The organism is Streptomyces sp. NPDC034103 (assembly GCF_055575395.1).
Genome location: NZ_JBVISS010000016.1, coordinates 97,559 through 122,065, shown reverse-complemented (window position 1 = coordinate 122,065; position 24,507 = coordinate 97,559). Strand labels below are relative to the sequence as shown.

Below are 24,507 nucleotides of genomic sequence, written 5' to 3'. Positions count from 1 at the left end.
GCCTCAATGTGTTGTGCACCGCACGCCTCTGGCGCCCACAGCCTGCTCGGGGCTAGCCAGCAGATCCGGGACAGTCCTTGGCCAGATCGCCTCGAACCACTCCGGGTGGTCGATGAACGGGTTTCGGTTGCCCTGGTAGTTGGAGTAGATGAGGTTCTGGCGGCGCTCCTTGAAGGCGTCCGGCGGGTCCTCGTCGTTCCACTGCCTTCAGGACAGAGAGGCGGCCGTGGAGGGGGACGGTGCCGTTGGTGACGGCGTCGTCGAGCTCCAGGTCTGGCAGCTGTCGCCGCAGGGCTGGGCGCTGTCATGACCTTCCTGGAGCGACATGTCGTCCACCAGGAGGGAGGCCGCCTCGGAGGTTTGCCGGGTTGGGCGGCGCCACGTATCTTTTGAAAGCAAACGATCGCGTGGTCATCGGCTCGCCACTGCGGGAGGCGTCGCGCCTCTGCTGAGAGCCGTCGTGGTGCGCCGGCGACGTCCACCGGTGGTGGGACGATCGGCAGCACCGGAATGACGCAAGGAACAGTGACTATCGTGACGGACATCGTCGACGAGCTGAAGTGGCGCGGGTTGTTCGCCCATTCCACCGATGAAGACGCCCTGCGCAAGGCGCTCGCGAACGGTCCCGCGACCTTCTACTGCGGCTTTGACCCGACGGCGCCCTCACTGCACGTGGGGCACTTGGTGCAGGTACTGACCGTGCGCCGACTCCAGCAGGCCGGGCATCGGCCCCTGGCCCTGGTCGGCGGCGCCACCGGTCTCATCGGTGACCCCCGGCCTACTGCGGAACGCACCCTGAACCCGCCGGAGACGGTTGCTGGCTGGGTGGAGAAGCTGCGCGCCCAGGTCGAACCGTTCCTCTCCTTCGAGGGGGCCAACGCGGCCGTGATGGTCAACAATCTCGACTGGACACGAGACCTGTCCGCGATCGACTTCCTGCGCGATGTGGGCAAGCATTTCCGCGTCGGCAAGATGCTGACCAAGGACTCCGTCGCCCGGCGCCTGGAATCGGACGCGGGGATCAGTTTCACGGAGTTCAGCTACCAGATCCTGCAGGCCATGGACTACCTGCAACTGCACCGGCGTCACGGTGCGGTACTGCAGACCGGCGGCAGCGACCAGTGGGGCAACCTCACGGCCGGTCTGGACCTGATCCACCGCCTGGAGCCTGAGGCCGAGGTGCACGCCTTCGCCACACCGCTGCTGACCAAGGCGGACGGCACCAAATTCGGCAAGACCGAGGGCGGCGCCGTGTGGCTCGACCCGGAGATGACGTCACCGTACGCCTTCTACCAGTTCTGGCTGAATGCGGATGACCGGGATATTTCTCGCTACATGCGCATTCTTTCCTTCCGGTCCCGGGTGGAGCTGGAGGAGCTGGAGCGGCGGACCGCGGAGCGGCCGCAGGACCGTGCGGCGCAGCGGGCGCTGGCCGAGGAGCTGACGACGCTGGTGCACGGCGCGGACCAGGCGGCCGCGGTCATCGCTGCGTCCCGGGCCCTGTTCGGACAAGGGGAACTGGACCGGCTGGACGAGGCGACGCTGGGGGCGGCGCTGGCGGAACTGCCGCGCGTGACGGTGGCCGAGCCGGGACCGGTGGTCGACCTGCTCGTGGAGACCGGGCTGGTGGTCAGTAAGTCGGCCGCGCGCCGCACGGTCAAGGAGGGCGGCGCCTACGTGAACAACGTCAAGGTGACCACCGAGGACGCCGTTCCCGCTGTCGGGGACCTGCTGCACGGCCGCTGGCTGGTACTGCGCCGCGGCAAGAGGAATCTGGCCGCGGTGGAGATTACTGGCAGCGGCGTCTGAACGGGCCCGACAGTCAGGTCGGCACCGGGGCGCACATGTGCGGAGGCGTGGAGCCGCGCCCCCTTCAGAGGGGGCGCGGCTCCGGTCGTCGCGGTGAGGGCAGGGCGGTCAGGCGAGCGTCACCGTGACCGGCAACTTCTTGATGCCGTTGACGAAGTTGGAGCGGACGCGGGGGACGTCCCCGGCGAGGCGGATGTCCGCCAGGCGCGGGATCAGTTCCTCGAACATGATGCGGATCTCGGTACGGGCGAGCAGGTTGCCCAGGCACAGGTGGGGACTGCCCTTGCCGAAGGTGACGTGGTCGTTGTCCTGGCGGGCGACGTCCAGGTCGTAGGGGTTGCCGAAGACCTCCTCGTCGCGGTTGCCAGAGGCGAACCACATGACGACCTTGTCGCCTTCCTTGATGTTCTTGCCGCCGAGTTCGACGTCTCGGGTGGCGGTGCGGCGGAAGTGGTAGACGGGGGAGGCCCAGCGCAGGAACTCTTCCACCGCCGTCGGGATGAGGGAGGGGTCGTCCTTGAGGCGGGCGAGCTGCTCGGGGTGTTGGAGCAGGGCCAGCATGGAGTGGGTGATGGTGTGGCGGGTGGTCTCGTTGCCGGCGACGACCAGGAGCAGGAAGTAGTTGTCGAAGTCCTGGGGGGAGAGCGGGACGCCGTCCCGGGGGGTCTCGTTGACGAGTTTGGAGATCAGGTCGGTGCCGTTGCCGCCGCGCCGCTGCCGGGCCAGTTCCCGGCCGTACTCGAAGACCTCCAGCGAGGCGGGGGAGCGGAAGGGCAGGTCGCGGTACTTCTCGCTCTCCTCGCTGTTCAGTAGGACGTCCGCGTAATCGGGGTCGGTGTTGCCGATGATGCGGTTGCCCCAGTCGATGAGCTGCTGGTTGTCCTCCGGGGGTACGTCGAGGAGGCGGGCGAGGACGTTGATGGGGAAGTCCGCGGAGACCTCTTTGACGAAGTCGAAGGTGCCCTTGGCGAGCGCGGCGTCCAGGGTGGTAGCGGTCAGGCCGCGCAGGAAGTCGGTGTAGGAGTTGATCACGCTGGCGCCGAACTGGCGCTGCAGCAGGCTGCGCAGGGCGCGGTGGCGGACGCCGTCCAGCTCCAGGATGGAGGCGCGCTTCTTGATCTGGTCGTCGTCGACCTCCTCCAGGTTCACGAACTTCGTGGAGGTGAAGGTCTGCGCGTCGCGATCGACGCGGGCGATGTCGGCGTGCCGGGTGATGGACCAGAAGCCGGAGTTGGGGGCTTCCTCCTCCTGCCAGTGGACCGGGTCCTGGTGGCGCAGGGTGTGGAACATCCGCCAGGGCGTCACCCCGTCGGTGAAGTGGTCGAGGTTGGCGAGATCGACGTCGGCCAGCGGCATCGGCTCGCGTACGGCGTCGGTGAGGGAGTGTGTGGTCGTGGTCATGGTGGGTGGTCTCCTCGGCGTCACAGGTGGAAGGCGTACTCGGTGAACTCCCAGTCGGTGACGTGCCGGTGGAAGCGTGCGACTTCGTCGCGCTTGTACGAGAGGTAGGAAGCGGTGAAGTCCTTGCCGAGCAGCTCGGTGAGCGCGCTGTCCGCTTCCAGTGCGTCGAGTGCGGCGGGCAGGGTCGCCGGCAGCATGGCGGACTTCGTCGTGTCGTAGCCGTAGCCCTCGAGCGGGGCGGGTGGTTCCTGGCGGGCCAGGATGCCCAGCAGTGCGGCGGCTATGGTCCCGGCGATCAGCAGGTAGGGGTTGGCGCTGGCGTCCCCCAGGCGCAGTTCGAGACGGGCGCCGGGGCCGCGCTCGGGCGGGACGCGGAGCATGGCGCTGCGGTTGTCCAGACCCCAGTCGACCAGCCAGGGGGCGAGGGTGTCAGGGCCGAAGCGCTTGTAGGAGTTGATGGTCGGATTGGCCAGCGCCGCCAGTGCGGGGGCGTGGGCGAGGACGCCGGCCGCTGCGTGCCGGGCGGTGGCGGACAGGCCGAACGGCGCCGTCGGGTCGTCGAAAGCGTTGCGGGCTTCCTCGCCGTCGCCGGTCAGGCAGGACAGGTGGAGGTGGAAGCCAGAGCCGCCCGCGCCGTTGAACGGTTTGGCCATGAAGGTGGCCATGCGGCCTTCCTGGCGGGCCAGCTCCTTGATCGCCGCCTTGAAGCGGAAGGCGCGGTCGGCGGCCTGTAGGGCATCGGAGTGGGTCAGATTGATCTCGAACTGTCCCCCGTCGAACTCGTGATTGCCGTTGGTGACGCCGATGCCGAGGTCGCGCAGCTTGCGAAGGGTCCGCAGCAGGTGGTTGTCACGGTCGGCGCGCAGCCCGGCGGTGTAGACGACGCCGGTGGCCTCGTCGTAGCGGCGCCAGCCGGACGGAGTGTCGGGGGCCGCATCGCAGAGGAAGTACTCCAGCTCGGGGCCGATCACCGGGCGCAGGCCGTGCTCGGTACACCGGTCGAGGACGGTGCGGAGCAGGTGGCGGGGGGATTCGGGGGCGGGCCGGCCGGTCGCCGGGTCGGTGACGTCGCCCAGGCAGGTCGCGACGCCGGGCTCCCATGGCAGCGCGGTGAGCGTGTCGAGGTCGGGGACGACGCAGATGTCGGGCAGCCCGGCGTCCATGCCGCCGGCCACTGGCACCACGTCGCCCTGGGGGCTGGTGTGGTAGACGGCGCGGCAGAACGCGAGGCCGTGGTCGCAGGCCGAGGGTAGGTGGTCCAGCAGGACGTCCCGGGCCCGTTCGGTGCCGATGAGGTCGGGATAGGTCACCCGCACGACGTCGATGCCCTCGGCGGCGAGCCGGTCCGTGTACCGGTGGACGGGGTGGGTGTCGGATGCGCTCACCGATGTCTCCTCTAGGGGAAGTGGGGCGCCGCCCAGGGCGCGGAGGCCACTGGGGGAGAGGGAGGCGGACGCGGCTCGCACTGCGGGGGGAACGGGGGCCGCGTTCCGTTGTTTGGCATCAAACGGTATGAACGGTTGTCACCTTCCCGCAAGGGGTTGGTGGCAGAAATTTATCCATCCGGATAGCTATTGACCAGAGCCCCGCGCGTTCCTATGTTGTTTGAAGCCAAACGAGTAGGGGGTGCGGCTCTCGCCGTACGGCGATCGCCTCGCCCCTTTGGCCGGGGTCCGGCCCGTGTTCCGGGCCGGGCTCCTTCAGCCCTTTGTCTCTTTCCCCGCCCGACGCCTCAGCACCTGGAGGACCGGCCATGAAGGTCGTCGTCGACATGAACAAGTGCCAGGACCACGGCCAGTGCGTCTTCGCCGCCCCCGATGTCTTCAGCTTCGACGACGCCGGCCATCTGGCCTACGTCGCCGACCCGGACGACGCGCTGCGCGACGAGGTCGAGGAAGCCGCGGACGTATGCCCGCTGCAGGCCATCCGGATCGAGGACTGACCGTGAGCGCACCCATCGTGGTGGCCGGTGCCTCCATGGCCGGCCTGCGCGCCGCCGAGCAACTGCGGGCGGCCGGCTGGACCGGGGCCGTCACGCTCGTCGGCGACGAGCCCCACATGCCGTACAACCGTCCCCCGCTGTCCAAGGAGGTGCTGGCCGGCAAGGCACCCTTCGAGTCGCTGGCCTTCCGGCCCCGGGCGAGCGTCGCCGACGTCACCTGGCGGCTGGGCACCCGGGTCACCTCCGCCGACCTGGACCGGCGGATCGTCATGCTGGACGACGGGGAGGCTCTGCCGTACGCGGGTCTGGTCGTCGCCACCGGCATGCGCCCTCGGCGCCTGCGCTGTCCCGGCCCGCTCACCGGCCGCCACACCGTCCGCACCCTGGCCGACGCGCAGAGCCTGCGGGACGCGCTGATCCGGCCCGGCGTGCGCGTGGTCGTGGTCGGCGGCGGGTTCATCGGGTGTGAGGTGGCCGCCACCGCCGTAGGACTCGGTGTCCGAGAGGTGACCGTCGTCGATCCGCTGCCGCTGCCCATGGTCGGACCGCTCGGCGAGCTGCTCGGCGAGGCACTGCTCAGGCGGCACGAGGAGCGCGGAGTGCGCTTCGCGCTCGGTACCGGTGTCGCCGGGTTCGAGGGCGAGGACCGTGTGACCGGGGTCGTTCTGAGCGACGGCACCGTCCTCCCCGCTGACGTGGTGGTGGAGTCGGTCGGCTCCGTCGCCAACGTCGAGTGGCTGGAAGGGAACGGACTCGACCTCTCCGACGGTGTGCTCACCGACGAACAGCTGCGGGTCGGTGGACGGCCGGACGTGATCGCGGTCGGTGACGTGGCCCGCTTCCCCAACACCCGCTACGACGGTGTGCCGCGCCGGGTCGAGCACTGGTCGATTCCCACCGACACCGCCAAGCACGCCGCCAAGGTCCTCGTCGCCCACCTCAACGGCGCGGGCGCCGAGCTCGCGCCCTTCGCGCCCCTGCCCACCTTCTGGAGCGACCAGCACGAGTTCCGACTGCAGTCCTTCGGCGCCCCGGCGCTCGGCAAGGACGACGTACGGATCCTGGACGGCGACCTCGAGGGTGACGTCCTGGTCGGCTACCACACCGGCGGTCAGCTGGTGGGTGTCGTCGCGCTCGGCGGTCAGGCCGCCGCCACGGGCGCCGCCCGTTACCGCTCCCAGCTGCTGAAGCAGCCCGCTCTCACCCCGTAAGGAACCCGTCGTGTCTGCTGTCCGTGGTTACTTCCACCCCAAGACGGCGAGCGGTGCCTCGTCGCTGATCCCCTCCCCGCCGTGGCGCTACTCCGGCGACCTGCTCACCGTCGAGTACCGCACGGACCCCGCCCGGGTGCGCGAACTGCTCCCCGAGCCCCTGGAGCCGGCCGACGAGGACCCGGGCGCGGTCGCGCTGATCTGGGCCGACTGGCAGTCCTGCTCCGCCTCCGGGGACGAGCTCCTCGACCCCGTGCTCGCCCAGTACAAGGAGGCCTTCGCGGTCGTCCGCTGCAAGTACAAGGGGCAGACCTATACCCGCTGCGTCTACATCTGGGTCGACAAGGACTTCGCGATCGCCCGTGGACTGCACCAGGGCTACCCGAAGAAGCTCGGCTCCATCCACCAGACCCGCCCGCACCCGTACGGCCCCGCGCCGCGCATCGAGGCCGGTGCCCGCTTCGGCGCGACCCTGGCCGCCGCGGACCGGCGCCTCGCCCAGGCCGTGGTCACCCTGCGGGAGCCGTCGGAGACCAACGGTTTCGTCAACGGCCACCCCATGGCCCACCACCGCTGGCTGCCCTCCATCGAGAAGGGCAAGGGGCTCGCACTCGACGAGCTGATCGAGTCCGGCGCGGCGTCCTTCGAGGGCGGTCAGCCGTGGGTCGGTGACGCCGAGTTGGAGCTGTTCGAGGCGCCCACCGAGGAGCTGGCCCGGCTGGAGATCCGCGAGCCGATCGCCGCGTACTACCGCCAGGTCGGTGTCGTGTGGGACGGCGGGCGGCTGCTGGAGTCCGGCACGTCCGGCGCCGAGTAGCCCCCTCACACATCACAGGACTTGGAGAACCGGACATGACCGAACACACCCTCACGGTGGCCGGGGTCGCCATCGACACCCGGCACTGGATCGGCGGCGAACGCGTCGCCTCCGCCGAGACGTTCACCGACGTCTCGCCGATCGACGGCAGTGTCCTCGGCGAGATCTCGCGGGGCACCGCGATGGAGGCCGCGGCCGCGGTGGCCGCCGCGAAGGCCGCCTTCCCCGGCTGGGCCGCCACCCCCCGCGCCGAACGCGCCCGCGTCCTGCACGCCATCGCCGACGGCGTGGAGAAGCGCCTCGAAGAGCTCGCGATCGTCGAGACCACCGACAACGGGGCGCTGCTGCGCTCGCACCGGCGCGGTGTGATGCCCCGGGTCGCGCACAACTTCCGGTTCTTCGCGGACTGGCTGCTGCAGCTGGAGCACGGGGACTTCGAGACGCGCGGGCACAAGAACCACGTCAGCTGGGACCCTGCGGGTCCCAGCGTGCTGATCACCCCGTGGAACGCGCCGCTGATGCTGTCCACCTGGAAGGTCGCCCCGGCGCTCGCCGCCGGCAACACCGTCGTGCTCAAGCCCGCCGAGTGGACCCCGCTGACCGCCTCCCTCCTCGCCGACATCGCCGCCGAGGCCGGGCTCCCCGCCGGTGTCCTGAACGTCGTGCAGGGCTACGGCTCCGAGATCGGCGACGCCCTCACCTCCCACCCGGACGTGCGGCGGATCAGCTTCACCGGGTCCGTGCCCACGGCCAAGCGGATCAGCGAGTCGGCGTCGGGGAACCTCACCCCGCTCAGCCTCGAACTCGGCGGCAAGTCCCCGCTGCTGGTGTTCGCCGACGCCGACCTGGACCTCGCGGTCGACCTCGCGGTGGAGCAGTACGACAACGCGGGGCAGGTCTGCCTCGCGGCCACCCGGTTCCTCGTCGAGGAGTCGGTCGCCGAGGAGTTCACCCGGCGGTTCGTCCAGAAGGCCGCCACTCTCGTGCAGGGTGACCCGCGCGACGAGGCCACAGACATCGGGCCGAACATCCACCCCCGTCAGCTGGACAAGATCGACGGCTTCGTGCAGCGGGCCCTGGCCGCCGGAGCGCGCGCCGTCATCGGCGGGCATCGCAAGGACGGGCAGTACTACGCGCCCACCCTGCTCACCGACGTCGCCCAGGACTCGGAGATCGTGCAGGAAGAGGTCTTCGGGCCGGTCCTGACCCTCCAGACCTTCACCACCGAGGAAGAAGCCGTACGGCTCGCCAACGGCACCCGCTTCGGACTGGCCGCCACCCTGGCCACCGGCGATCCCGAGCGCGCCGAACGCGTCACCGCGCGCCTCGTCGCGGGCACCGTGTGGGTCAACTGCTTCTTCGTACGCGACCTGCAGGCCCCCTTCGGCGGCTCCCGCCACTCCGGTGTCGGCCGCGAGGGCGGCACCTGGAGCTTCGACTTCTACTGCGACGTCAAGAACACCGTCACCGCACCGAAGGGCTGGAAGGACCATGGGTGAGATCGTCGGGGCGGGGCTCCTCGCCCACGTCCCCACCATCGTGCTCCCGGAGGAGGACCGGCTGGAGCTGAACGAGGGCAAGGAGATCACCCTCGTCACCGGGCTCCAGGAGCTTCGCCGGGACGTCTTCGAGCGCGACGACTACGACACCGTCGTCGTCCTGGACTCCCACTGGGCGACCACCGTCGAGTTCGTCGTCACCGCGCAAGCGCGCCGGGCCGGCCTCTTCACCTCCGAGGAACTCCCGCGCGGCATGTGCCGGATGCCGTACGACTTTCCGGGCGACCAGGAACTCGCCCAGAACATCGAGAAGTTCGCGGACAAGCACGGCACCTGGATCACCGCGATCGACGACGAGTACCTGCCGATCTACTACGCCACGATCAACCTCTGGAAGTACCTCGGCGAGGGCCTCACGGACAAGCGGTGGGTCACCATCGGCGTATGCCAGACCGGCGACATGGAGGACCACCTGCGCCTCGGCCGCGCGCTCGCCGACGGCATCGCCGCCACTCCGGGGCGACGGGTGCTGATCATCGCCTCCGGCGCGCTCTCGCACACCTTCTGGCCACTGCGCGAGCTGCGCGACCACGAGGCCAGCGACCCGGCGCACATCTTCACCCCGCAAGCGCGCGAGGCCGACTACGAGCGGATCGCCTGGTTCAAGGAGGGCCGTCACGACAAGGTCCTCGACACCATGGACGCCTTCTGGAAGTACAAGCCCGAGGCCAAGTTCTTCCACTACCTGATGATGGCCGGCGCCCTCGGAGAGCAGGCCTGCGTGGCCAAGGCCCGCCAGTACGGCGAGTACGAGAACTCCATCGGCACCGGCCAGGTCCACCTCTGGTTCGACCGCCCGGCCGACGGCTGGACCGGCACCGGCCTGCCCACCCCGCACAACCCCCACTCCCGCGTCTAGGAGCCTCCATGCCCGAGTACCGCCGCATCCTCCTCGACGGCGCCGCTGTCCAGGTCACCGTCGACGGTGACGAACTCGTCGCCGGGGACGGCCGCCGCGTCAAGATCGACGAGGCACAGCACCTGCCGCCTGTCGTGCCGTCGAAAGTGATCGCCGTCCACCTCAACCACCAGAGCCGCGTGGACGAGTTCGGCATCGAACTCCCGGCCACCCCCACCTACTTCCACAAGCCGACATCCGCCCTCAACTCCCACAAGGGCGCGATCGTGCGCCCCGAGGGCTGCAAGTGGCTGAACTACGAGGGCGAGGTCGCCATCGTCATCGGGAAGACCGCGCGGAACATCTCGCCGGTCGAGGCGGGCGAATACATCGCCGGCTACACCGTCGCCAACGACTACGGCCTGCACGACTTCCGCGACACCGACGCGGGCTCCATGCTTCGCGTCAAGGGCTCCGACACCCTCTGCCCGCTCGGCCCCGGCCTGGTCACCGACTGGGACTTCCACGGCAAGAGCCTGCGGACATACGTCAACGGCGAGGTCGTCCAGGACGGTTCGACCGACGAGATGCAGTGGGACATGCACTACCTCGTCGCGGACATCGCCCGCACCATCACCCTGTACCCCGGTGATGTGCTGCTGTCCGGCACACCCGCCAACTCCCGTCCCGTCCAGCCCGGTGACGTCGTCGAGGTCGAGGTCGAGGGCCTCGGCCGCCTCACCAACCACATCGTCACCGGCCCCACCCCGATCCGCACCGACGTGGGCGCCCAGCCCACCGAGTCGGAGGAGGTGCTGTCCACCGCGCTCGGCGGCGACTGGGAGTTCCGCGGTATCCGCCCGCCCGTCACCCGTCACCGGGCCTGACGGAGGAGGTCTCCCGGTGCGGCGCTGCCATGAGCGCGGTCACCCACGGTCGGCCGCGCTCACGCCCACACCTGGTCATGGGAGCTTCCGGGTATGGTCGCAGCCATGACCGAACCCGCCGAGACTCCTGAAGACCGCAAGCCACGTCGGCGCATGAACTACGGGGAAGGCCGCGAAGCCCTGCTCGACGCCGCCGTGCGCGTGGTGGCGCGAGGTGGACTGCGCAAGCTCACCTACCGGGCGGTCGCACAGGAGGCGGGAACCACGCACGGCCTGGTCGTCCACCACTTCGGCTCGCGCGATGCCCTGATCGAGGCGGCGCTGGAACACGCGATCAGGACCTCGCTGGACACCAGCTCACTGGAACCGGGCACAGGCAAGATCTCGGACTTCTCAGCGGGAGTCTCCGACATGGTGACAGGCCATCCCGACATACAGGCCTTCCAGTACGAGCTGCTGCTGGAAGGCCGGCGCCGCCCCGAGCTGCTGCCGCATCTGCGGGCGCTGTACAACGAGTACTTCGACGCCACCCGGCGCGAGCTGGCCCGGATGCTGCCCGCGGGCACCGACCGGCCGCTGGCCCGGCTGGTTTTCGCCGCCCTGGACGGGCTCGTACTGCACCAGCTCGTCTTCGGCGAGCCCGAGACCACCGACGCCGCCATCGAGGAGCTGCGCGCCCTGCTCCGCTTGCTGGAGGCGGACGGGCGGACCGGTGAGACATCCGGCTGACAGCTCTGCCCTGCGCATTCCGAGGCCCCGGACGTTCGGCGTCCGGGGCCTTCGCATTCCGTGGCGATTACGACGTCGTAAAGAACCGGGCGCCGTCTGAGAATCTCCATGCAACCCCTTGCCAAGTGGATAGTTTCGGCTCACCATGAGGCAACTCGTTTGGCCAGAAACGAAGTACTCCTTCTCTCCTGGCAGGTGATCTGAGTGGACAGTCCGACGGTGGTCAGAAACGGGACCGCGGCCGACGCCTCCACCGCAGGCAAGCTCAAGCCCAACTCCCTCGGTGTTCTGGGCATTCTCTTCTTCGTTCTCTCCGCCCAGGCGCCGCTCACCGGCATCGCGGGTTCCGTCCCCATCTCCGTCGCCATCGGCAACGGCGCCGGGGCGCCGGCCGCCTACCTGGCGGCCGGTGTGATCACCCTGTTGTTCTCGGTGGGCTTCGTGGCCATGGGGCGGCACGTCGTGGATGCCGGCGCCTTCTACACGTACATCGGCAAGGGCCTCGGCCGGTATCCGGGCATCGGAAGCGCCGGGATCGCGCTGTTCGCCTACTGTGCGATCCAGGCCGCGATGTACGGCCTGTACGGTGCGACCACGAGCGCCCTGCTGGGGCACTACACGGGGGCGGACGTGCCCTGGTGGGCGTGTGCGCTGGTCACCATGGCGATCGTCCAGGTGCTGGGCGCCTCGGGCATCGAGATGGGCGCCAAGGTGCTGGCCGTCCTCGTGCTCGCGGAGTTCAGCATCCTGAGCGTCTTCGCGCTCGTCACCCTCCTCAAGGGCGGCGGGCCCGAGGGTCTCGGCCTCACCCAGTCGTTCTCGCCGAGCGCGGCTCTGGACGGGGCGCCGGGTGTGGCGCTGATGTTCGCCATGGCGTCCATGATCGGCTTCGAGGCCACCGCCATCTACGGCGAGGAGGCCCGCGAACCCCGCAAGACGGTGCCCCGGGCCACCTACCTGGCCGTCGCCGTCGTCACCGGGTTCTTCGCGTTCGCCTCCTGGATGCTGATCTCCGCCCACGGCACCTCCCAGGCCACGGCGGCGGCCGGCAAGGCCCTGGAGAGCGGCGACTCGACGGGCTTCGTCTTCGCGCCGATCGCCGCCCTGTTCGGTGGTTGGGTGAACGACGTCCTGCCCCTCCTGCTGGTCACCTCCCTCTTCGCCGGCATCCTCGCCTTCCACAACTCCGCCAACCGCTACCTGTTCGCCCTCAGCCGCGACGGACTGCTGCCCCGCAAGCTGTCGTCGATCAACCGACGCCACTCTCCCGGAGTGGCCGGCCGGGTCCAGACCGCCATCGCGGTCCTCTTCGTCATGCCCTTCGCGCTGGCCGACAAGGACCCGGTGCTGACCCTGTTCTCCTGGGGCAGCGGTGTGGCTGTGCTCGGGATCATGCTGCTGTACTTTCTGACCTCGGTCTCCGTGGTCGTCTTCTTCCGCCGCGAACAGCTCGACACCCGGCCCTGGAACACGCTGATCGCTCCCGTGCTGGGAGCCCTCGGCATCGCCGGTGCCATCGTGCTGATCATCGGGAACTTCACCACGCTCATCGGCGGCGACCCGACGACGGCGCTCTGGCTCGAACTCACCGTCCCGTTGGTTCTGGCCCTGGGGGTTCTCGCGGCCTGGCTGAGCCGTGGCAGGACGGCGGCCGACGCCTGACGTCGACCCGGCGTCGGGCCCGCCAGGACCCCTGCCCGGCACTGCGCCAGGCCTCCTGCCGGGGCCGACGCCACTCGCGGCTTCCCACCCTCTGGGCCTTGGCAGCGGCGGTCTGTTCCCCGCCGACCCGGCGGTCGGGATGCAGCCGATCAGTCACCGCGCGGCACACCCCGACACCAAGCGCCGCCTGCACAAACTCGTCGTCTTCTCGGGACTGATCGACCACCTGGTCCGTGCAGCGCCAGGGCCCGCCACCGAAAAGGAGCTCTGCGGGTGCACGCCCCCGAGCACCTCGCGCGCCTGGCAGCCGGCAGCGCCCTGCTCAAGGGCGGCGACCCGGGCGACGAGATGTCGCTGTTCGGAAAGGGGGGCGGTTGCGACATCGCCAGGCTCGCCTCCGGAGGCACGATCGCCCTCGTCGAGGACGTCGTCACCGGGCAGGCGGACAGTGGCTACGCGCTTGTGCACCCCGCGGGCCACCACGCGCCAGCCCATACGGGCATGGGCCGTTGCCTGCTGAACAACGTGGCCGTCGCGATCGCCCACGCCCGGGCGGCCCTGAGCGTACGACGGGTCGCGATGGACACCTCACCGAGCGCCGTGGCCCCGCCGCCCCCGGCAGCGCGGGGAACGTCTCGCTCCTGCCCGGCACCGGCGAATTCGGCTACCTCTACGCCTCCGAGCACATCGTCGCCCCCACGCTGCTGCTTTCGCCCCCGAACTCATCGTCATGGCCAGGGTTTCGACCCCACGCGCTGGACCCGCTGGCCTGCGTGTGCTGGTCGCCAGCGTGTCCTTCCCCGGCCCGCCGGGGCGGTCCGAGCCCCCGACGGGCCGGTGGCCAGGAGGTCAGCCGGCCACGCCCGCCACCCGGTCGAGGAAGCCGTCGACCAGGTGGCGGGCGTTCGTCCGGGCCGTGGGCTCCATGCTCCGGCACCGGGCGAGCAGCTCACCGGGGTCCACGTCGCGCCTCGCACACTGCTTCGCACCACCGTTGTCCAGCCAGCCGCGCACCGTCCTCGTGGTGATCTCCGGATGGAACTGCACGCCCAGGCTGCGCCCGGTCCGGAACGCCTGTACACACACGTCGTTGCGGGCCACGCTCACGGCGCCGGGCGGCGGGACGCAGCGGTCGTAGTGCCACTGGAACCAGGGACCGGGACCGACCAGGGAGGGATCGTCCGTGTCGACCTCGACCCAGCCGATCTCGGGGCGCGGTGCCGCCTCGACCGAGCCGCCGAGCGCGGTGGCCAGCGCCTGGGCGCCGAAGCAGACGCCCAGGACCGGGACGCCGAGGTGATGGGCCTTGCGCAGCAGCGCCAGTTCGCCGCCGATCCAGCTGCCGACTGCCGTCTCGTCGTACACCGACCAGGGGGCACCCAGCGACACGATCAGGTCCCAGCCGTCTGCGTCGGGGAAGTCGAAGGCCACGTCCGGCGAATGGTACCGGTCCGCGGGTACGACTCTCAGAGTTGTCAGATCGTATCCGTGCTCCGCGAGCCGGTCGCCGACCAGCCCGGAGTCCGTCACATGGTCGTGCTGTACGACGAGTGCGCGCACCATGCGCTCCCTTCCTCCGGGTCCGCGGACCCGCCGGATCGTTGCCCAGAGCCCTTGCAGTGGTTCGTCGCGCATCCTATCGTTTGGGTTCAAATAACTTCCTGGAGGTTCCGCATGCCGGACGTCACCCACGAGGAGTGGCAGCGCCACGCCAAGTCCCTGGATTTCGTCGGCGCCCATCACATCGACGGCGTCGACGAGGGCGGAGGAGGGGCGACGTTCGCGGCCGTCTCGCCCCGTAACGGTCAGGTGCTGACCCAGGTCGCGGACGCGGGGCAGGCCGAGGTCGACCTCGCCGTCGCCGCCGCCCGGCGGGCCTTCGACTCCGGGCCGTGGCCCCGCCTCGCCCCCGTGGAGCGCGGCCGGGCATTGCTGCGGGTCGCCGACCTGCTCGAAGAGCGGCGTGCCGAACTGGCGCTGACCGTGAGCCTGGAGATGGGCAAGCCCATCACGGACGCGTACGCCATTGAACTGCGCGCTCTGATCAACACCTTCCGCTTCTACGGCCAGCTCGCCGACAAGCTCACAGACGAGTCCCCGCACACCGCACCGGACGCCCTGGCCCTGGTCACCCGTGAGCCGGCTGGTGTCGTCGGAGCCGTCGTGCCCTGGAACTTCCCGCTGACACTGGCCGGTTGGAAGGTGGCCCCGGCACTGGCAGCCGGCTGCACGGTCGTACTGAAGCCGTCGGAGAACTCTCCGCTGTCGGCGTTGCTGCTGGGCCGCATCGCGACCGACGCGGGACTGCCTCCGGGCGTACTGAACGTGGTCGGCGGCAACGGGCCGGTGGCCGGGCGAGCGTTGGGCCTGCACCCCGATGTCGACGTCCTCGCCTTCACCGGCTCCACCGCCGTCGGCCGGCACTTCCTGCGCTACTCCGCCGACTCCAACCTCAAACGCGTCTGGCTCGAACTGGGCGGCAAGTCACCCAACATCATCCTCCCGGACGCCCCCGACCTGGAGAAGGCCGCCGCCACCGCGGCCTGGGGCATCTTCTTCAACCAGGGCGAGATGTGCACCGCCCCCTCCCGGCTCCTTGTGCACTCCTCGATCGCCGACCGGGTCACGGAGGCGATCGTCCGCCGTGCCGGCGAGCTGCGGGTCGGCGACCCCCTCGACCCGGCCACCGAGATGGGCGCCCTGGTCGGCGAGAGCCACCTGGCCCGCGTCCAGGACCACATCGCCACGGGCCTGGCCGAGGGCGCCCGCCTGCTCACCGGCGGCTCCCGCGTCCTCACCGACACCGGCGGCAGCTTCCTGGAGCCGACTGTCTTCGACCACGTCGACCCCGGCATGCGACTCGCCGCCGAGGAGATCTTCGGCCCCGTGCTCTCCGTACTCACCTTCGACGACGTCGACGAGGCCGTCCGCCTCGCCAACGCCACCGAGTACGGCCTTGCCGCGGGCCTGTGGACCTCCGACCTCTCCACCGCCCATCAGGTCTCCCGCGCCCTGAAGGCCGGCACGGTCTGGGTCAACTGCTACGAGGAGGGCGACCTCACGGTCCCCTTCGGCGGCATGAAGCAGTCCGGCAACGGGCGCGACAAGTCCGTGCACGCCCTGGAGAAGTACACCGAACTCAAGACCACCTGGATCCAGCTGTGACCCGACCACTCATCGCGATTCCCGCCCGCTTCTCCGCCACCACGTCCGCCCTGCGGTACGCCGCCGAGGCCAACGCCCGCGCCCTGATCGAGGCCGTCTACCGGGCGGGCGGCGAACCCGCGAGCATCCACCCCGCCGAGGACGGCACCGAGGAACGCCTCGCCCGCTTCGACGGCCTCCTCCTCCCCGGCGGCGGTGACCTCGCCCCGCACCGCTACGGCGCCGCCGACACCCATGACAGCGTCTACGACGTCGACGATCTCCAAGACACCTTCGACCTCGAAGTCGCCCGCGCCTCCCTGAACTTGGGCCTGCCCCTGCTGGCGATCTGCCGTGGCCTCCAGGTCGTCAACGTTGCCCTGGGCGGGACCCTGGAACAGCACATGGACAGCGACCACCGGCATGTCGTGCACCCGGTGGCGATCCAGCGCGGCACCCTGCTGGAACAGGCCACCGGCGAGGAGAAGACGGACGCCTCCTGCTATCACCACCAGCGGGTGGACCGCACGGGTGCGGGACTGACAGTCACCGCGCGGGCCGCCGACGGCACCGTGGAGGGAGTCGAACTCCCCGGCTCCCACGGATGGTTCACCGCGGTCCAGTGGCACCCCGAGGACACCGCACACGAGGACCCCGCACAGCAGGGTCTGTTCGACGCGCTCGTCCGAGCCGCCCGCGACAGACGCTGAGCCCGCCATGGACCTCTTGCGCAGCAAGCAGGGTCCACGACTCACGCCCGAACTCGACGACATCCCGCTGGGCCGGGTCCTGAAGAGACTCGGCTCCGGCCGCGGGCCGGGACCGCCGCTGCCACCGCGTGCGCGTACTCACCGAGACCGCGCCCATCCTGTTCGCCACGACCGGCGGGCTGGTCACCCCCTGGCCATGGGGCCACGACGGTCACCCCGTGGAACGCTTCACCTACTGGAGCCGCAGTTGAGCAGCCGATTACACCCCTAGGGAGAGGGTGAGGAGGACACGGCGAGACGGCCCATGTCGAGGCCGACCAACACCGGCAGCGATACGGCGAAGGACGGGAGGCACTGTCGACGGCGGCCATCGGGGTCGTGACACGACGGCGGCCATCGGGGTCGTGACACGGGGCGGCCTGCGAAAACTGACTGCCGGTCCGTCGCCGCTCAAGCGAGCTCATCCGGGAACGCGGACTCATCGTCGAGGTCTCCGACGGCGGCCACACCTCCCCGCACCTGCGCAGGGTCGCCATGCAGGACGAGGGGGGCCGGGGCCTGTTCCTCGTGGCGCAGCTGACCGACAGCTGGGGCACCCGCTACACGCCGGCAGGCAAGACGATCTGGACCGAAGTGCCCCCGAACCCGCCCCAGTTGCCTCTTTCTCCCTGTGACGACGGTGACGGACTTTCAGCGCTTCGGTCGCCGCCCGCTGCGGCGGGGGGCCGGATCGGCACCGCCGAGGAGGGTCAGGCGGCGCTCCTCACCGTGCTCCTCCACCTGCCGTACGACCTGCCGCAGTCCCTCCGCGACGCGCCGGCACTCCTCGTCACTGAGCCGCGAGGCGACGAACGCCTCCTCCTGGTTGAACTCCGGGAACAGCCGCCGCATCAGCGCCTCGCCCTCACCAGTGAGGCTGACCAGCACCAGCCTGCCGTCGGAAGGATGACCGGCCCTCTTGACCAGACCTCGCCCCTCCAACGTCCGCAACACCCCGGTGAGCGTCCCCTTGGAAATCCCCGCCTCCTCCGCGACATGCCGGGTCTCCGACTCGCCCCAGATCCACACCACCCAGAGCACGACGAACGCCGTCCAGGTCAGGTCGGCGCTCCGCAGCACCGAGTTCTCCAGGTGCTGGCGGACAACCGAAGCGGCGCGGTAGATGTTGGCGACCACCGCCATCTGTTCGCGACGGATCGGTATCCCCGCGAGCTTCGCCGCCGCCCGCTTCTCCGCATCGGTGACGGACCGGTCGCCGGGCACAGGCACGCTCCTCTGATCGTTCGGAACCGAATTATACGAGACGGCCGGCCGATGCCTCGATCCGAAGGGGCCGACGTCACAGTGACGGAGGCGCCCCTCAGTACTGCAACGGTGCTTGTTCTGATTGCTGGGCAGTTCTCAGGGGCTGTGTCCGGGTCGTTTGTAGTGACTTGGGCGGGCCTGATAGCGGCGTCGTCGGCGCCATGCTGCTGGTCTTCGCCTCACTCATCTACATCCAGACCCTGGCCGGGGCCTACCAGGGAGACGGTGTGATCAAGGAGACCGAGATCCGCGTTCTGAACATCGGCATCTGTTGGGCCATGGGACTCGCGGGGGCAGCGGTGATCGCGGGCGTCGTGTACGTCGCCTACACACCCGGGTCTCGCCCTCTCCTCTTCGGCGACAGGCATTTGTTGTCCGCGGACAACAAGCCGCGACCGACCGCGCCACGCCCACGACCGGGTGACAGGGCCGCCTGCAAGCGCAAAACGTGGCTACCGCTGCCCGTGAATGAACGCCATCGGTTCATTCACGGGCAGCGGACCGGTGCGCTGGTGCCCGGACGTCATCACCGATCCGGTATCCGGTGGCGTAAGCAGGATCTGTCGGACGCGGTCACGGACGCGGAGTTCGGGTTGCCCGTGTCCCGAGCCGGCCGTCTGGACGACGCGAAGTCGCCCGCTGACCGATGACCTTGCCGGGAGTCATCCGCCCCCGACCAGCATGAGCACCCCGGAGCCCACTTGACCGGCAAGCTCCACGATGCACACCGCCAGGTGGATGGCGTCGAAGCCGGTCATCACATCGCGGGCGCCGCGCCAGCCGTAGATGGCCTGGGCGGAGAAGACCTGTTCCATGCTTCCCACCCGGTCGTGTGCCGCAGCCCCGAGCGGGTGGGAAGGTGGGTCACCGGGAAGGCGCCGGTCAGGTGACCGGTCGGATCGTCCAGAGCAGGTTGTTGTTCTGTTGCCAGGTCCACTGCTTGGTCACGGACCCTGAGGCGACTCTTCCGCCGCTGTCGAGGACCAGTCCTGTGCTGCGGTTGGCGATCGAGTACTGGCCCTGGCCGCGGGGGGTGATGAGCCACTGCTGCGTGTCGCTGCCGTCCCAGGCCTTCTGTCGGGCCGGATCGCCGTTGGCGGTGGAGCCCCAACCGTCGGCGACCATGCCGTTGGTGCGGTTGACGAGCTTGTAGTAACCGTCGCCGAGTTCGACTGCCTGCCACTGAAGATTGGGGTGGTCTCCCGGCGACCACTGCTTCAGGTTCGAGCCGCTGGCGACATCGCCGCCGCTGTCCAGCACCAAGCGGCTCGTGACATTGGTCAGGCGGTAGTACTTGTCCGCCCTGAATGTCACCTTCAGTGATCTGATCGCGTCGTTGTTGCCGGTCGCCACGAGGTCGGGGGTGTTGGAGGTGAACGTCCAGGCGGTGCCGGTGAAGTTGTCGCCGGAGTAGCCCGTCGCCTGGTAGCCGTCCGGTACCAGGATGGAGGAGGCCATGGCGGGCCCCAGGCCTGCGGCGGACAGCTGGGAGGACGTATAGCTGCCCAGCGGCAGAACGGCGCTGGTGCCTTGGTAGTTGACGTTCGAGAACACCGTCGCTGACGCGGAAACCCCGACGGGCATGCCCTGGACCTCGACGCACACCACCGAGTCGTTGGCGTCCGGCGCGGTGGCCGGCACGGTGACGTCGATGGTGCCGCCGCTGATGGTGTACGAGAGCGAGACCGAGGGGTTGTTCAGCAGATAGACGCGGCTGATCGTGTTGTCGAGCGCCGGGATCCGCAGCTGGCCGTTCGTGGGCCAGGTGAAGACGTGGGCGAAGAGCTTGCCGCTCTTCTTGGTGACCTTCCCCCACCCCGGTTCGAAGGTGAACGGGCTGCCGCTGGTCCCGTGAATGCTGTCGCTGTACGTCGACATCCACGAGGCCAGGCCGTTCAGGACGGATTCCGTTCCCGGGGTGACCAGGCCCTCGCCCGTGGGGCCGATGTTCAACAGGTAGTTGCCGTCCCGGGAGACCACCGTGACGAGTTCCCGCACGAGGTCCTTCAAGGGTCTGTAGCGGGTCTCGAAGCCCGCGTTGTAACCCCAGGAACCGTTCATGGTGGCGCACTTCTCCCACTGCCGGTCCATCGGCTGGGCTGGCACCCCGAACTCCGCGACCGCGTAGTCGCCGAGACCGAGGTCCCGCTTGACCCGTTCGTTGACGATGAGACCGGGCTTGCGGGCCATCAGCCAGTTGTAGAGGTCGACGCCGTCCGACTTCAGCCACCAGTCCGTAAGGGTGGGGCTGGAAGGCTCGCCGGACCAGTCGCCGTCGAACCACAGCAGCGCCGGGTCGTAACGGTCCAGCAGTTCCTGGAGCTGCGCCTTCATGTCGGTGATGTAGGCGGTGCGGGCGGCCTGCGAGGACATCGTGGTGAAACCGCCCTGGTAGCGGTCGAACTGTGAAGGATGGTTCCAGTCGAGGATCGAGTAGTACAGGCAGAACTTGATCCCACGGCTCTCACACTCCCTCTTGAGGTCCCCGAGCACGTCGGTCTGGAAGCCGCTGTAGTCGTGCAGGTTGTACAGCTTGGCGCCGGTGGTGTCGGTGAAGCTCGCCACGTCGGAGTTCCACATCGCGTAGCCCTCGTGGTGCTTGGCGGTGATCACGAGGTACTTCATGCCGGCGTTCTTGGCCAGTTCGGCGACGGCGGCGGCGTTGAACTGGCTCGGGTCGAACTGCTGGCTGACCTGGGTCTGGTAGCTCGCCTTGCTCCACCGCTGCTGGTCCATCGCCCACTCACCCTTGGCGAGATGCGAGTAGGACCCGAAGTGGATGAACATCCCGAACCTGGCCTGGTACCACCAGTCCATCTTCGAGGGGACGGTGTAAGCCTCGGCGGAGGAGGGCCACAGGGCCTGCGGCAACCCGATGGCCGCCACGCCCCCGGCAAGGGCGGCGGCCTTCATCAAAGAACGTCTGCTGAGGGAGGCAGAGGACATGGTGCGGCTCCATGTGTCAGAGGGGAGGAGGGAGAGCAGGGCGCGAGGAGCGGAGCACCGGCGCGGCGGCGGTGTTCCGCTTCAACTTCCAGAAGACATCCGATGGATTTATAGAGGAACCATGATGGCCGCGTCTACAGCTCTGGCGATATCAATCCAAATAACAAGGTTAAGAAGGCTTCTCGGCGAGGGGCTAGCCCCTGAAAGGTCGCCCGCTCGATGAGTGGGAGCTCTATACATCGGATCTATGACGGGGGAGTTGTCCAGCTGGTGGGGCTTAGGGGGGCGGTTCCTGGGGAGGGATGGCGTGCTGTGGCCCGCAGGACGTTGTCCAGGGAGACGTCCACCAGTCCTTGGTCGAGATGGTCAGGTCTTCGCTGGTGCGGTGGCCTGGGGCGGGCGGTGGGTGGGAGCCGACGGCCTGCGTGCGCGTCCCAGGATGCCGCCGCGGGGCGGACCGCCCGTGCCGGTGGGTCCGGCACGGGCGGTGTGGTGCGGCCGGTGGCCGCCGTGCGGTCAGCGCACGTCGAACCGGTCGATCACCAGCCAGCTGCCTCCTGTCTTGGTGAGGGTGAGGGTGTGCCGTCCCAGCGGCAGGCCGCTGACGGAGTAGACGGTCTGCTGGGCCTGGCGGCTCGCGGAGACCGCGTTGACGGTTCCCTTGGAGGCGCCGTCGAGGGAGACCGCGATGGTGCCCTCGTCGGAGTTGGTCTCAGTGACGAGGCTGATTCCGGTGCCGGTGAAGGTGACGGTGGCCGAGTCGCCGTTGGCCGTGGTGGCGTGGACGTCGTCCTTGTAGTCGCCGAAACCCCGGTTGTCGTAGGAGCGCCAGGAGGCGCCGGTGTAGGTGATGGAGGAGTTGGTGTCGTTGTGGACACCGGTGACCTCGAAGCCGTCCAGGGTGGCCCAGGTGCCGCTGCGCTTGACGAACTGGATGGTGTGGCTGCCCGCGCTCAGTCCGCTGGTGCTGTAGATCACCGCCTGGGCCTGGCGGGTGGTGGCGCTGGTGTTGACCAGGCCCTTGGAGGTTCCGTCGATGAAGATCTCGACCTGTCCCTGGTCGGTGTTCTTCTCGCCGATGACCGAGATGCCGGTGCCGGTGAACGTCAGCGAGGCGGTGTCGCCGTTGTTCCTCGTGGCGTGCACGGCGTCCTCGTAGTCGCCCGCGCCGCGGTGGCCGTTCGCCGTCCAGTTGCCGGTGTAGGAGATGGCGGTGTCGTCGTCGTCGATCCAGCCGGTCAGCGGCTGGTGGGCGGCGTCGGGGCCGGCGGCGGCGATGATGTCCTGGGCGGCGGAGGGCCATGCGCCGCCGGAGACGATCGTGGCCTGGTTCAAGGTGATGTTGGTGCCGTGGTTGAGGGTGGCGGAGATGTCGGAGTAGTTGTCGTGGATGTTGATGTCGTGGATGGTCGGCGTCCACATGCCGATCCAGTTGCCGCCGCCGATGCGGGTGACGTTGTCGTGGGTGTTCCAGTACGAGCTGCCCTCGTCCTGGTACAGCCTGTTGTTGGTGTTGTTGCCTACCTCGACGAGGTTGCCGGCGAGCACGGACGTGGTGGAGCCGTCTCCGTTGCCCTGACCGCCGAGGGTGTAGATGGCGCCGCCGTCGTGGAGGATGCTCATCACGTCGTGCACGTGGTTGTTCAGGATCTGGTTGTCGCCGGCGTAGTTGGTGCCGTGTGCGCAGGTGCGCAGGCCCTGGGCGGACTGCATGGAGCACGGTGAGGCGTAGCCCCAGCCCCAGCCGAGCGACATGCCGGAGTAGGGGGTGTGGCCGATGTCGTTGTGCGAGACGGTGAGGTTCCGGGTGTAGCCGGCCCAGATGCCGACGGCGTCGGAGTAGTCCTGCCCGACGTCGGAGATCCAGTTCTGGGAGACGGTGTCGCCGGTGGTCATGCGGTTGGTGTCGGTGAGGTAGTAGTCGTCCACCTCGCCCACGGAGACGCCGCCGCCGGAGGTGTCGTGGATGAAGTTCCCGGTGATGGTGGAGTTCTTGGTGCCGTCGGCGAGGTCGATGCCGGTGCCGCCGGTGTGCGCGATCTCATCGCCGGTGAAGGTGATGTCGGATCCGCGGTGGACCTGGACGGCGGCGGGGATGCGGATGGGGGCGTTGTTGTTGCTGGGGTCCCACAGCACGCCGGCCTGGTTGTCGATGTAGCCGGCCGTGGAGGGCAGCGTCCAGGTGGTGTAGGCGAAGGTCAGGTTCTGGAAGGCGATGTCGTGGACGGGCGTGATCGCGTCCGGCACCACGGTGAAGCCGTCCAGGAGCATGGACGTCCCGCCGGTCTTGACCAGCTTGATGGTGTGCTGGCCCTTGGCGAGGCCGCTGACGGAGGCGACGACCTGCTGGGCGAGGCGCGAGGAGCCGGCGGCGGACACGCTCTGGACCTTGGTGCCGTCGATGTAGACGTCGATGCCGCCCTCGTCGCTGTTGGTCTCCGACAGCACGTCGATCCCGGTACCGGTGAAGGTGTAGCTCACCGAGTCGCCGTTGGTCGTGGTGGTGTGCACGTCGTTGTAGAGGTCGCCCAGGCCACGGCCGCTGGAGGAGCTCCAGGAGCCGGTGTAGGTGATGGCCGGGTCCGTGTCGTTGACCGGGGTGAGGTGGCCGGGCGTGCCCTTGACGTTCAGCAGTGTCTCGGTGGTGGGCAGTTCCACGTCGGCGGTGCTGAGGTCCTCACCGCTGCGCGGCTTGTAGTACACGAACCCCGCTGAGCTGTCGAGGTAGAACTCGCCTGGGGAGTCGAGCAGCTGGTAGGCGTTCTCCACGTAGCTGATCCCGTCCAGCTTCGGCAGTCCGGCGCCGTTGAAGGGGAAGCCCCGGTTGGGCACCGAGGTGTTGTTGTTCGCGAAGCAGGCTGGGTCGACGTTGAGGCTGGACCCGCCGCCACTGGGCGTGGTGATGCTCGCCAGCGGGCAGCGCATCTGCTTCCAGGCGTTGTTGTCCACGACCTCCACCGAGGAGGCGTTGGTGAACGACGTGTAGGAGGAGTCGCTGGTGGTGAAGCTGGACCCGGAGAGGGTGAAACCCGAGGGGTTGAGCGGACCGCGTGCGCGCTGGGCCCGTACTCCGTCGACGAACAGCTGCCGGCTCTGCGTGCCGGCCGGCACCGAGGCGCGGTAGATGTTCTTTCCGCTGTCGAACTGGGAAAAACCGCTGATCTTGGTCGCCCCGCTGAGGACGGGCTTCTCGCCCGGGTAGCCGGCGTAGACGACCTTGAAGCCGTTGCGGCCGGAGTCGGACGGACCGAGGGCGAACGCCTGGGACAGGCGGTAGGTGCCGCCGCGCAGATAGACGTCGATGTCGGCTGCCATGCCGGGGGCGAGACCCGCCACCTTGCTCTTGGCGCCGTCCAGACTGCACGGCGCGCTCAGCGAGCAGGTACTGCCGGAGCCGGAGGGAGAGGCGTACAACACGGTCGGGGTGGCGGCGTACGCCGGGCCGGCCGAGGAGAGCGCGGCGCATATGAGCCCCGCCAGTGTGCCGAGCGCACCGGACAGGCCGGCGGCTCTGGAGCGGAACAGCTGCATTGATGCTCCTTCAGGG

The 24,507-nt window shown here is 69.1% G+C and carries 20 protein-coding genes and 3 pseudogenes; 15 read left to right on the top strand and 8 right to left on the bottom strand.

What is annotated here, in order from left to right:
• Window positions 1-81 precede the first annotated feature (81 nt).
• Window positions 82-274 (bottom strand): annotated as a pseudogene (locus tag ACZ56U_RS32245) (endonuclease); the annotation flags it as partial.
• Between the two features lie 260 nt (window positions 275-534).
• Here ACZ56U_RS32245 and tyrS point away from each other — a divergent pair.
• Entirely contained in the window at window positions 535-1,809 is a 1,275-nt protein-coding gene (tyrS, locus tag ACZ56U_RS32240; protein WP_469087456.1) for a tyrosine--tRNA ligase, read from the top strand.
• A gap of 108 nt (window positions 1,810-1,917) precedes the next feature.
• Here tyrS and ACZ56U_RS32235 read toward each other — a convergent pair whose 3' ends face one another.
• Together ACZ56U_RS32235 and ACZ56U_RS32230 are read right to left on the bottom strand one after the other, a co-directional pair.
• Window positions 1,918-3,210, bottom strand: a complete 1,293-nt coding sequence (locus ACZ56U_RS32235) for a cytochrome P450 (protein ID WP_469087455.1) — start codon at window positions 3,208-3,210, stop codon at window positions 1,918-1,920.
• A 20-nt stretch (window positions 3,211-3,230) separates the two neighbouring features.
• Window positions 3,231-4,595 carry a glutamine synthetase family protein gene (locus tag ACZ56U_RS32230; RefSeq protein WP_469087454.1) on the bottom strand — a complete coding sequence of 455 codons (1,365 nt, stop codon included), beginning with the start codon at window positions 4,593-4,595 and terminating at the stop codon, window positions 3,231-3,233.
• 368 nt (window positions 4,596-4,963) lie between these two features.
• Between ACZ56U_RS32230 and ACZ56U_RS32225 the strand changes: the two genes are divergently transcribed.
• From ACZ56U_RS32225 to ACZ56U_RS32185, 9 genes and pseudogenes are all read left to right on the top strand, one after another.
• Window positions 4,964-5,152: a ferredoxin gene (locus ACZ56U_RS32225; RefSeq protein ID WP_365662232.1), complete on the top strand. Its 189-nt coding sequence runs from the start codon at window positions 4,964-4,966 to the stop codon at window positions 5,150-5,152.
• Between the two features lie 2 nt (window positions 5,153-5,154).
• Window positions 5,155-6,363: an NAD(P)/FAD-dependent oxidoreductase gene (locus ACZ56U_RS32220; protein WP_469087453.1), complete on the top strand. Its 1,209-nt coding sequence runs from the start codon at window positions 5,155-5,157 to the stop codon at window positions 6,361-6,363.
• 10 nt (window positions 6,364-6,373) lie between these two features.
• Entirely contained in the window at window positions 6,374-7,180 is an 807-nt protein-coding gene (locus ACZ56U_RS32215) for an acetoacetate decarboxylase family protein (RefSeq protein ID WP_469087452.1), read from the top strand.
• Window positions 7,181-7,215: 35 nt separating this feature from the next.
• Entirely contained in the window at window positions 7,216-8,679 is a 1,464-nt protein-coding gene (locus tag ACZ56U_RS32210; RefSeq protein WP_469087451.1) for an aldehyde dehydrogenase, read from the top strand.
• The gene (locus tag ACZ56U_RS32205; protein WP_469087450.1) at window positions 8,672-9,598 is read left to right on the top strand and encodes a 3,4-dihydroxyphenylacetate 2,3-dioxygenase; all 927 of its coding nucleotides are present in this window, start codon (window positions 8,672-8,674) and stop codon (window positions 9,596-9,598) included. The genes ACZ56U_RS32210 and ACZ56U_RS32205 overlap by 8 nt, the downstream gene beginning before the upstream one ends.
• Before the next feature lie 8 nt (window positions 9,599-9,606).
• Window positions 9,607-10,464: a fumarylacetoacetate hydrolase family protein gene (locus tag ACZ56U_RS32200; RefSeq protein ID WP_469087449.1), complete on the top strand. Its 858-nt coding sequence runs from the start codon at window positions 9,607-9,609 to the stop codon at window positions 10,462-10,464.
• A 105-nt stretch (window positions 10,465-10,569) separates the two neighbouring features.
• Window positions 10,570-11,193, top strand: a complete 624-nt coding sequence (locus ACZ56U_RS32195) for a TetR/AcrR family transcriptional regulator (protein WP_469087448.1) — start codon at window positions 10,570-10,572, stop codon at window positions 11,191-11,193.
• 204 nt (window positions 11,194-11,397) lie between these two features.
• Entirely contained in the window at window positions 11,398-12,855 is a 1,458-nt protein-coding gene (locus ACZ56U_RS32190) for an APC family permease (protein ID WP_469087447.1), read from the top strand.
• A gap of 249 nt (window positions 12,856-13,104) precedes the next feature.
• Window positions 13,105-13,425 (top strand): annotated as a pseudogene (locus ACZ56U_RS32185) (hypothetical protein); the annotation flags it as partial.
• Window positions 13,426-13,704: 279 nt separating this feature from the next.
• Here ACZ56U_RS32185 and ACZ56U_RS32180 read toward each other — a convergent pair.
• The gene (locus ACZ56U_RS32180) at window positions 13,705-14,418 is read right to left on the bottom strand and encodes a type 1 glutamine amidotransferase (protein ID WP_469087446.1); all 714 of its coding nucleotides are present in this window, start codon (window positions 14,416-14,418) and stop codon (window positions 13,705-13,707) included.
• Window positions 14,419-14,529: 111 nt separating this feature from the next.
• On the opposite strand from ACZ56U_RS32180, the gene ACZ56U_RS32175 reads away from it, so the two are divergent.
• From ACZ56U_RS32175 to ACZ56U_RS32160, 4 genes and pseudogenes are all read left to right on the top strand, one after another.
• The gene (locus ACZ56U_RS32175; RefSeq protein WP_469087445.1) at window positions 14,530-16,020 is read left to right on the top strand and encodes an aldehyde dehydrogenase; all 1,491 of its coding nucleotides are present in this window, start codon (window positions 14,530-14,532) and stop codon (window positions 16,018-16,020) included.
• Window positions 16,017-16,709 carry a gamma-glutamyl-gamma-aminobutyrate hydrolase family protein gene (locus ACZ56U_RS32170; protein WP_469087444.1) on the top strand — a complete coding sequence of 231 codons (693 nt, stop codon included), beginning with the start codon at window positions 16,017-16,019 and terminating at the stop codon, window positions 16,707-16,709. The genes ACZ56U_RS32175 and ACZ56U_RS32170 overlap by 4 nt, the downstream gene beginning before the upstream one ends.
• A 128-nt stretch (window positions 16,710-16,837) precedes the next feature.
• Window positions 16,838-16,960 carry a hypothetical protein gene (locus ACZ56U_RS32165; protein WP_469087443.1) on the top strand — a complete coding sequence of 41 codons (123 nt, stop codon included), beginning with the start codon at window positions 16,838-16,840 and terminating at the stop codon, window positions 16,958-16,960.
• Between the two features lie 184 nt (window positions 16,961-17,144).
• A pseudogene (locus ACZ56U_RS32160) lies at window positions 17,145-17,348 on the top strand (ATP-binding protein); the annotation flags it as partial.
• 51 nt (window positions 17,349-17,399) lie between these two features.
• On the opposite strand, the gene ACZ56U_RS32155 reads toward ACZ56U_RS32160, so the two are convergent.
• Window positions 17,400-17,972 carry a MarR family winged helix-turn-helix transcriptional regulator gene (locus ACZ56U_RS32155; protein ID WP_469087442.1) on the bottom strand — a complete coding sequence of 191 codons (573 nt, stop codon included), beginning with the start codon at window positions 17,970-17,972 and terminating at the stop codon, window positions 17,400-17,402.
• A gap of 203 nt (window positions 17,973-18,175) precedes the next feature.
• Between ACZ56U_RS32155 and ACZ56U_RS32150 the strand changes: the two genes are divergently transcribed.
• Window positions 18,176-18,664 carry a hypothetical protein gene (locus ACZ56U_RS32150; RefSeq protein WP_469087441.1) on the top strand — a complete coding sequence of 163 codons (489 nt, stop codon included), beginning with the start codon at window positions 18,176-18,178 and terminating at the stop codon, window positions 18,662-18,664.
• Between the two features lie 12 nt (window positions 18,665-18,676).
• Here ACZ56U_RS32150 and ACZ56U_RS32145 read toward each other — a convergent pair whose 3' ends face one another.
• The 3 genes from ACZ56U_RS32145 to ACZ56U_RS32135 form a co-directional block, all read right to left on the bottom strand.
• Window positions 18,677-18,829 carry a hypothetical protein gene (locus ACZ56U_RS32145; RefSeq protein WP_469087531.1) on the bottom strand — a complete coding sequence of 51 codons (153 nt, stop codon included), beginning with the start codon at window positions 18,827-18,829 and terminating at the stop codon, window positions 18,677-18,679.
• Between the two features lie 67 nt (window positions 18,830-18,896).
• Entirely contained in the window at window positions 18,897-20,960 is a 2,064-nt protein-coding gene (locus tag ACZ56U_RS32140; protein ID WP_469087440.1) for an alpha-L-fucosidase, read from the bottom strand.
• A 516-nt stretch (window positions 20,961-21,476) separates the two neighbouring features.
• Window positions 21,477-24,491, bottom strand: a complete 3,015-nt coding sequence (locus ACZ56U_RS32135) for a hypothetical protein (protein WP_469087439.1) — start codon at window positions 24,489-24,491, stop codon at window positions 21,477-21,479.
• Window positions 24,492-24,507: the final 16 nt, after the last annotated feature.

Coding starts and splice junctions, on each gene's coding strand:
- ACZ56U_RS32235 (WP_469087455.1), bottom strand. CDS start 3,210: ATGACCACGACCACACACTCCCTCACCGACGCCGTACGCGAGCCGATG.
- ACZ56U_RS32225 (WP_365662232.1), top strand. CDS start 4,964: ATGAAGGTCGTCGTCGACATGAACAAGTGCCAGGACCACGGCCAGTGC.
- ACZ56U_RS32210 (WP_469087451.1), top strand. CDS start 7,216: ATGACCGAACACACCCTCACGGTGGCCGGGGTCGCCATCGACACCCGG.
- ACZ56U_RS32205 (WP_469087450.1), top strand. CDS start 8,672: ATGGGTGAGATCGTCGGGGCGGGGCTCCTCGCCCACGTCCCCACCATC.
- ACZ56U_RS32200 (WP_469087449.1), top strand. CDS start 9,607: ATGCCCGAGTACCGCCGCATCCTCCTCGACGGCGCCGCTGTCCAGGTC.
- ACZ56U_RS32195 (WP_469087448.1), top strand. CDS start 10,570: ATGACCGAACCCGCCGAGACTCCTGAAGACCGCAAGCCACGTCGGCGC.
- ACZ56U_RS32180 (WP_469087446.1), bottom strand. CDS start 14,418: ATGGTGCGCGCACTCGTCGTACAGCACGACCATGTGACGGACTCCGGG.
- ACZ56U_RS32175 (WP_469087445.1), top strand. CDS start 14,530: ATGCCGGACGTCACCCACGAGGAGTGGCAGCGCCACGCCAAGTCCCTG.
- ACZ56U_RS32150 (WP_469087441.1), top strand. CDS start 18,176: ATGCTGCTGGTCTTCGCCTCACTCATCTACATCCAGACCCTGGCCGGG.
- ACZ56U_RS32145 (WP_469087531.1), bottom strand. CDS start 18,829: ATGGAACAGGTCTTCTCCGCCCAGGCCATCTACGGCTGGCGCGGCGCC.
- ACZ56U_RS32140 (WP_469087440.1), bottom strand. CDS start 20,960: ATGTCCTCTGCCTCCCTCAGCAGACGTTCTTTGATGAAGGCCGCCGCC.
- ACZ56U_RS32135 (WP_469087439.1), bottom strand. CDS start 24,491: ATGCAGCTGTTCCGCTCCAGAGCCGCCGGCCTGTCCGGTGCGCTCGGC.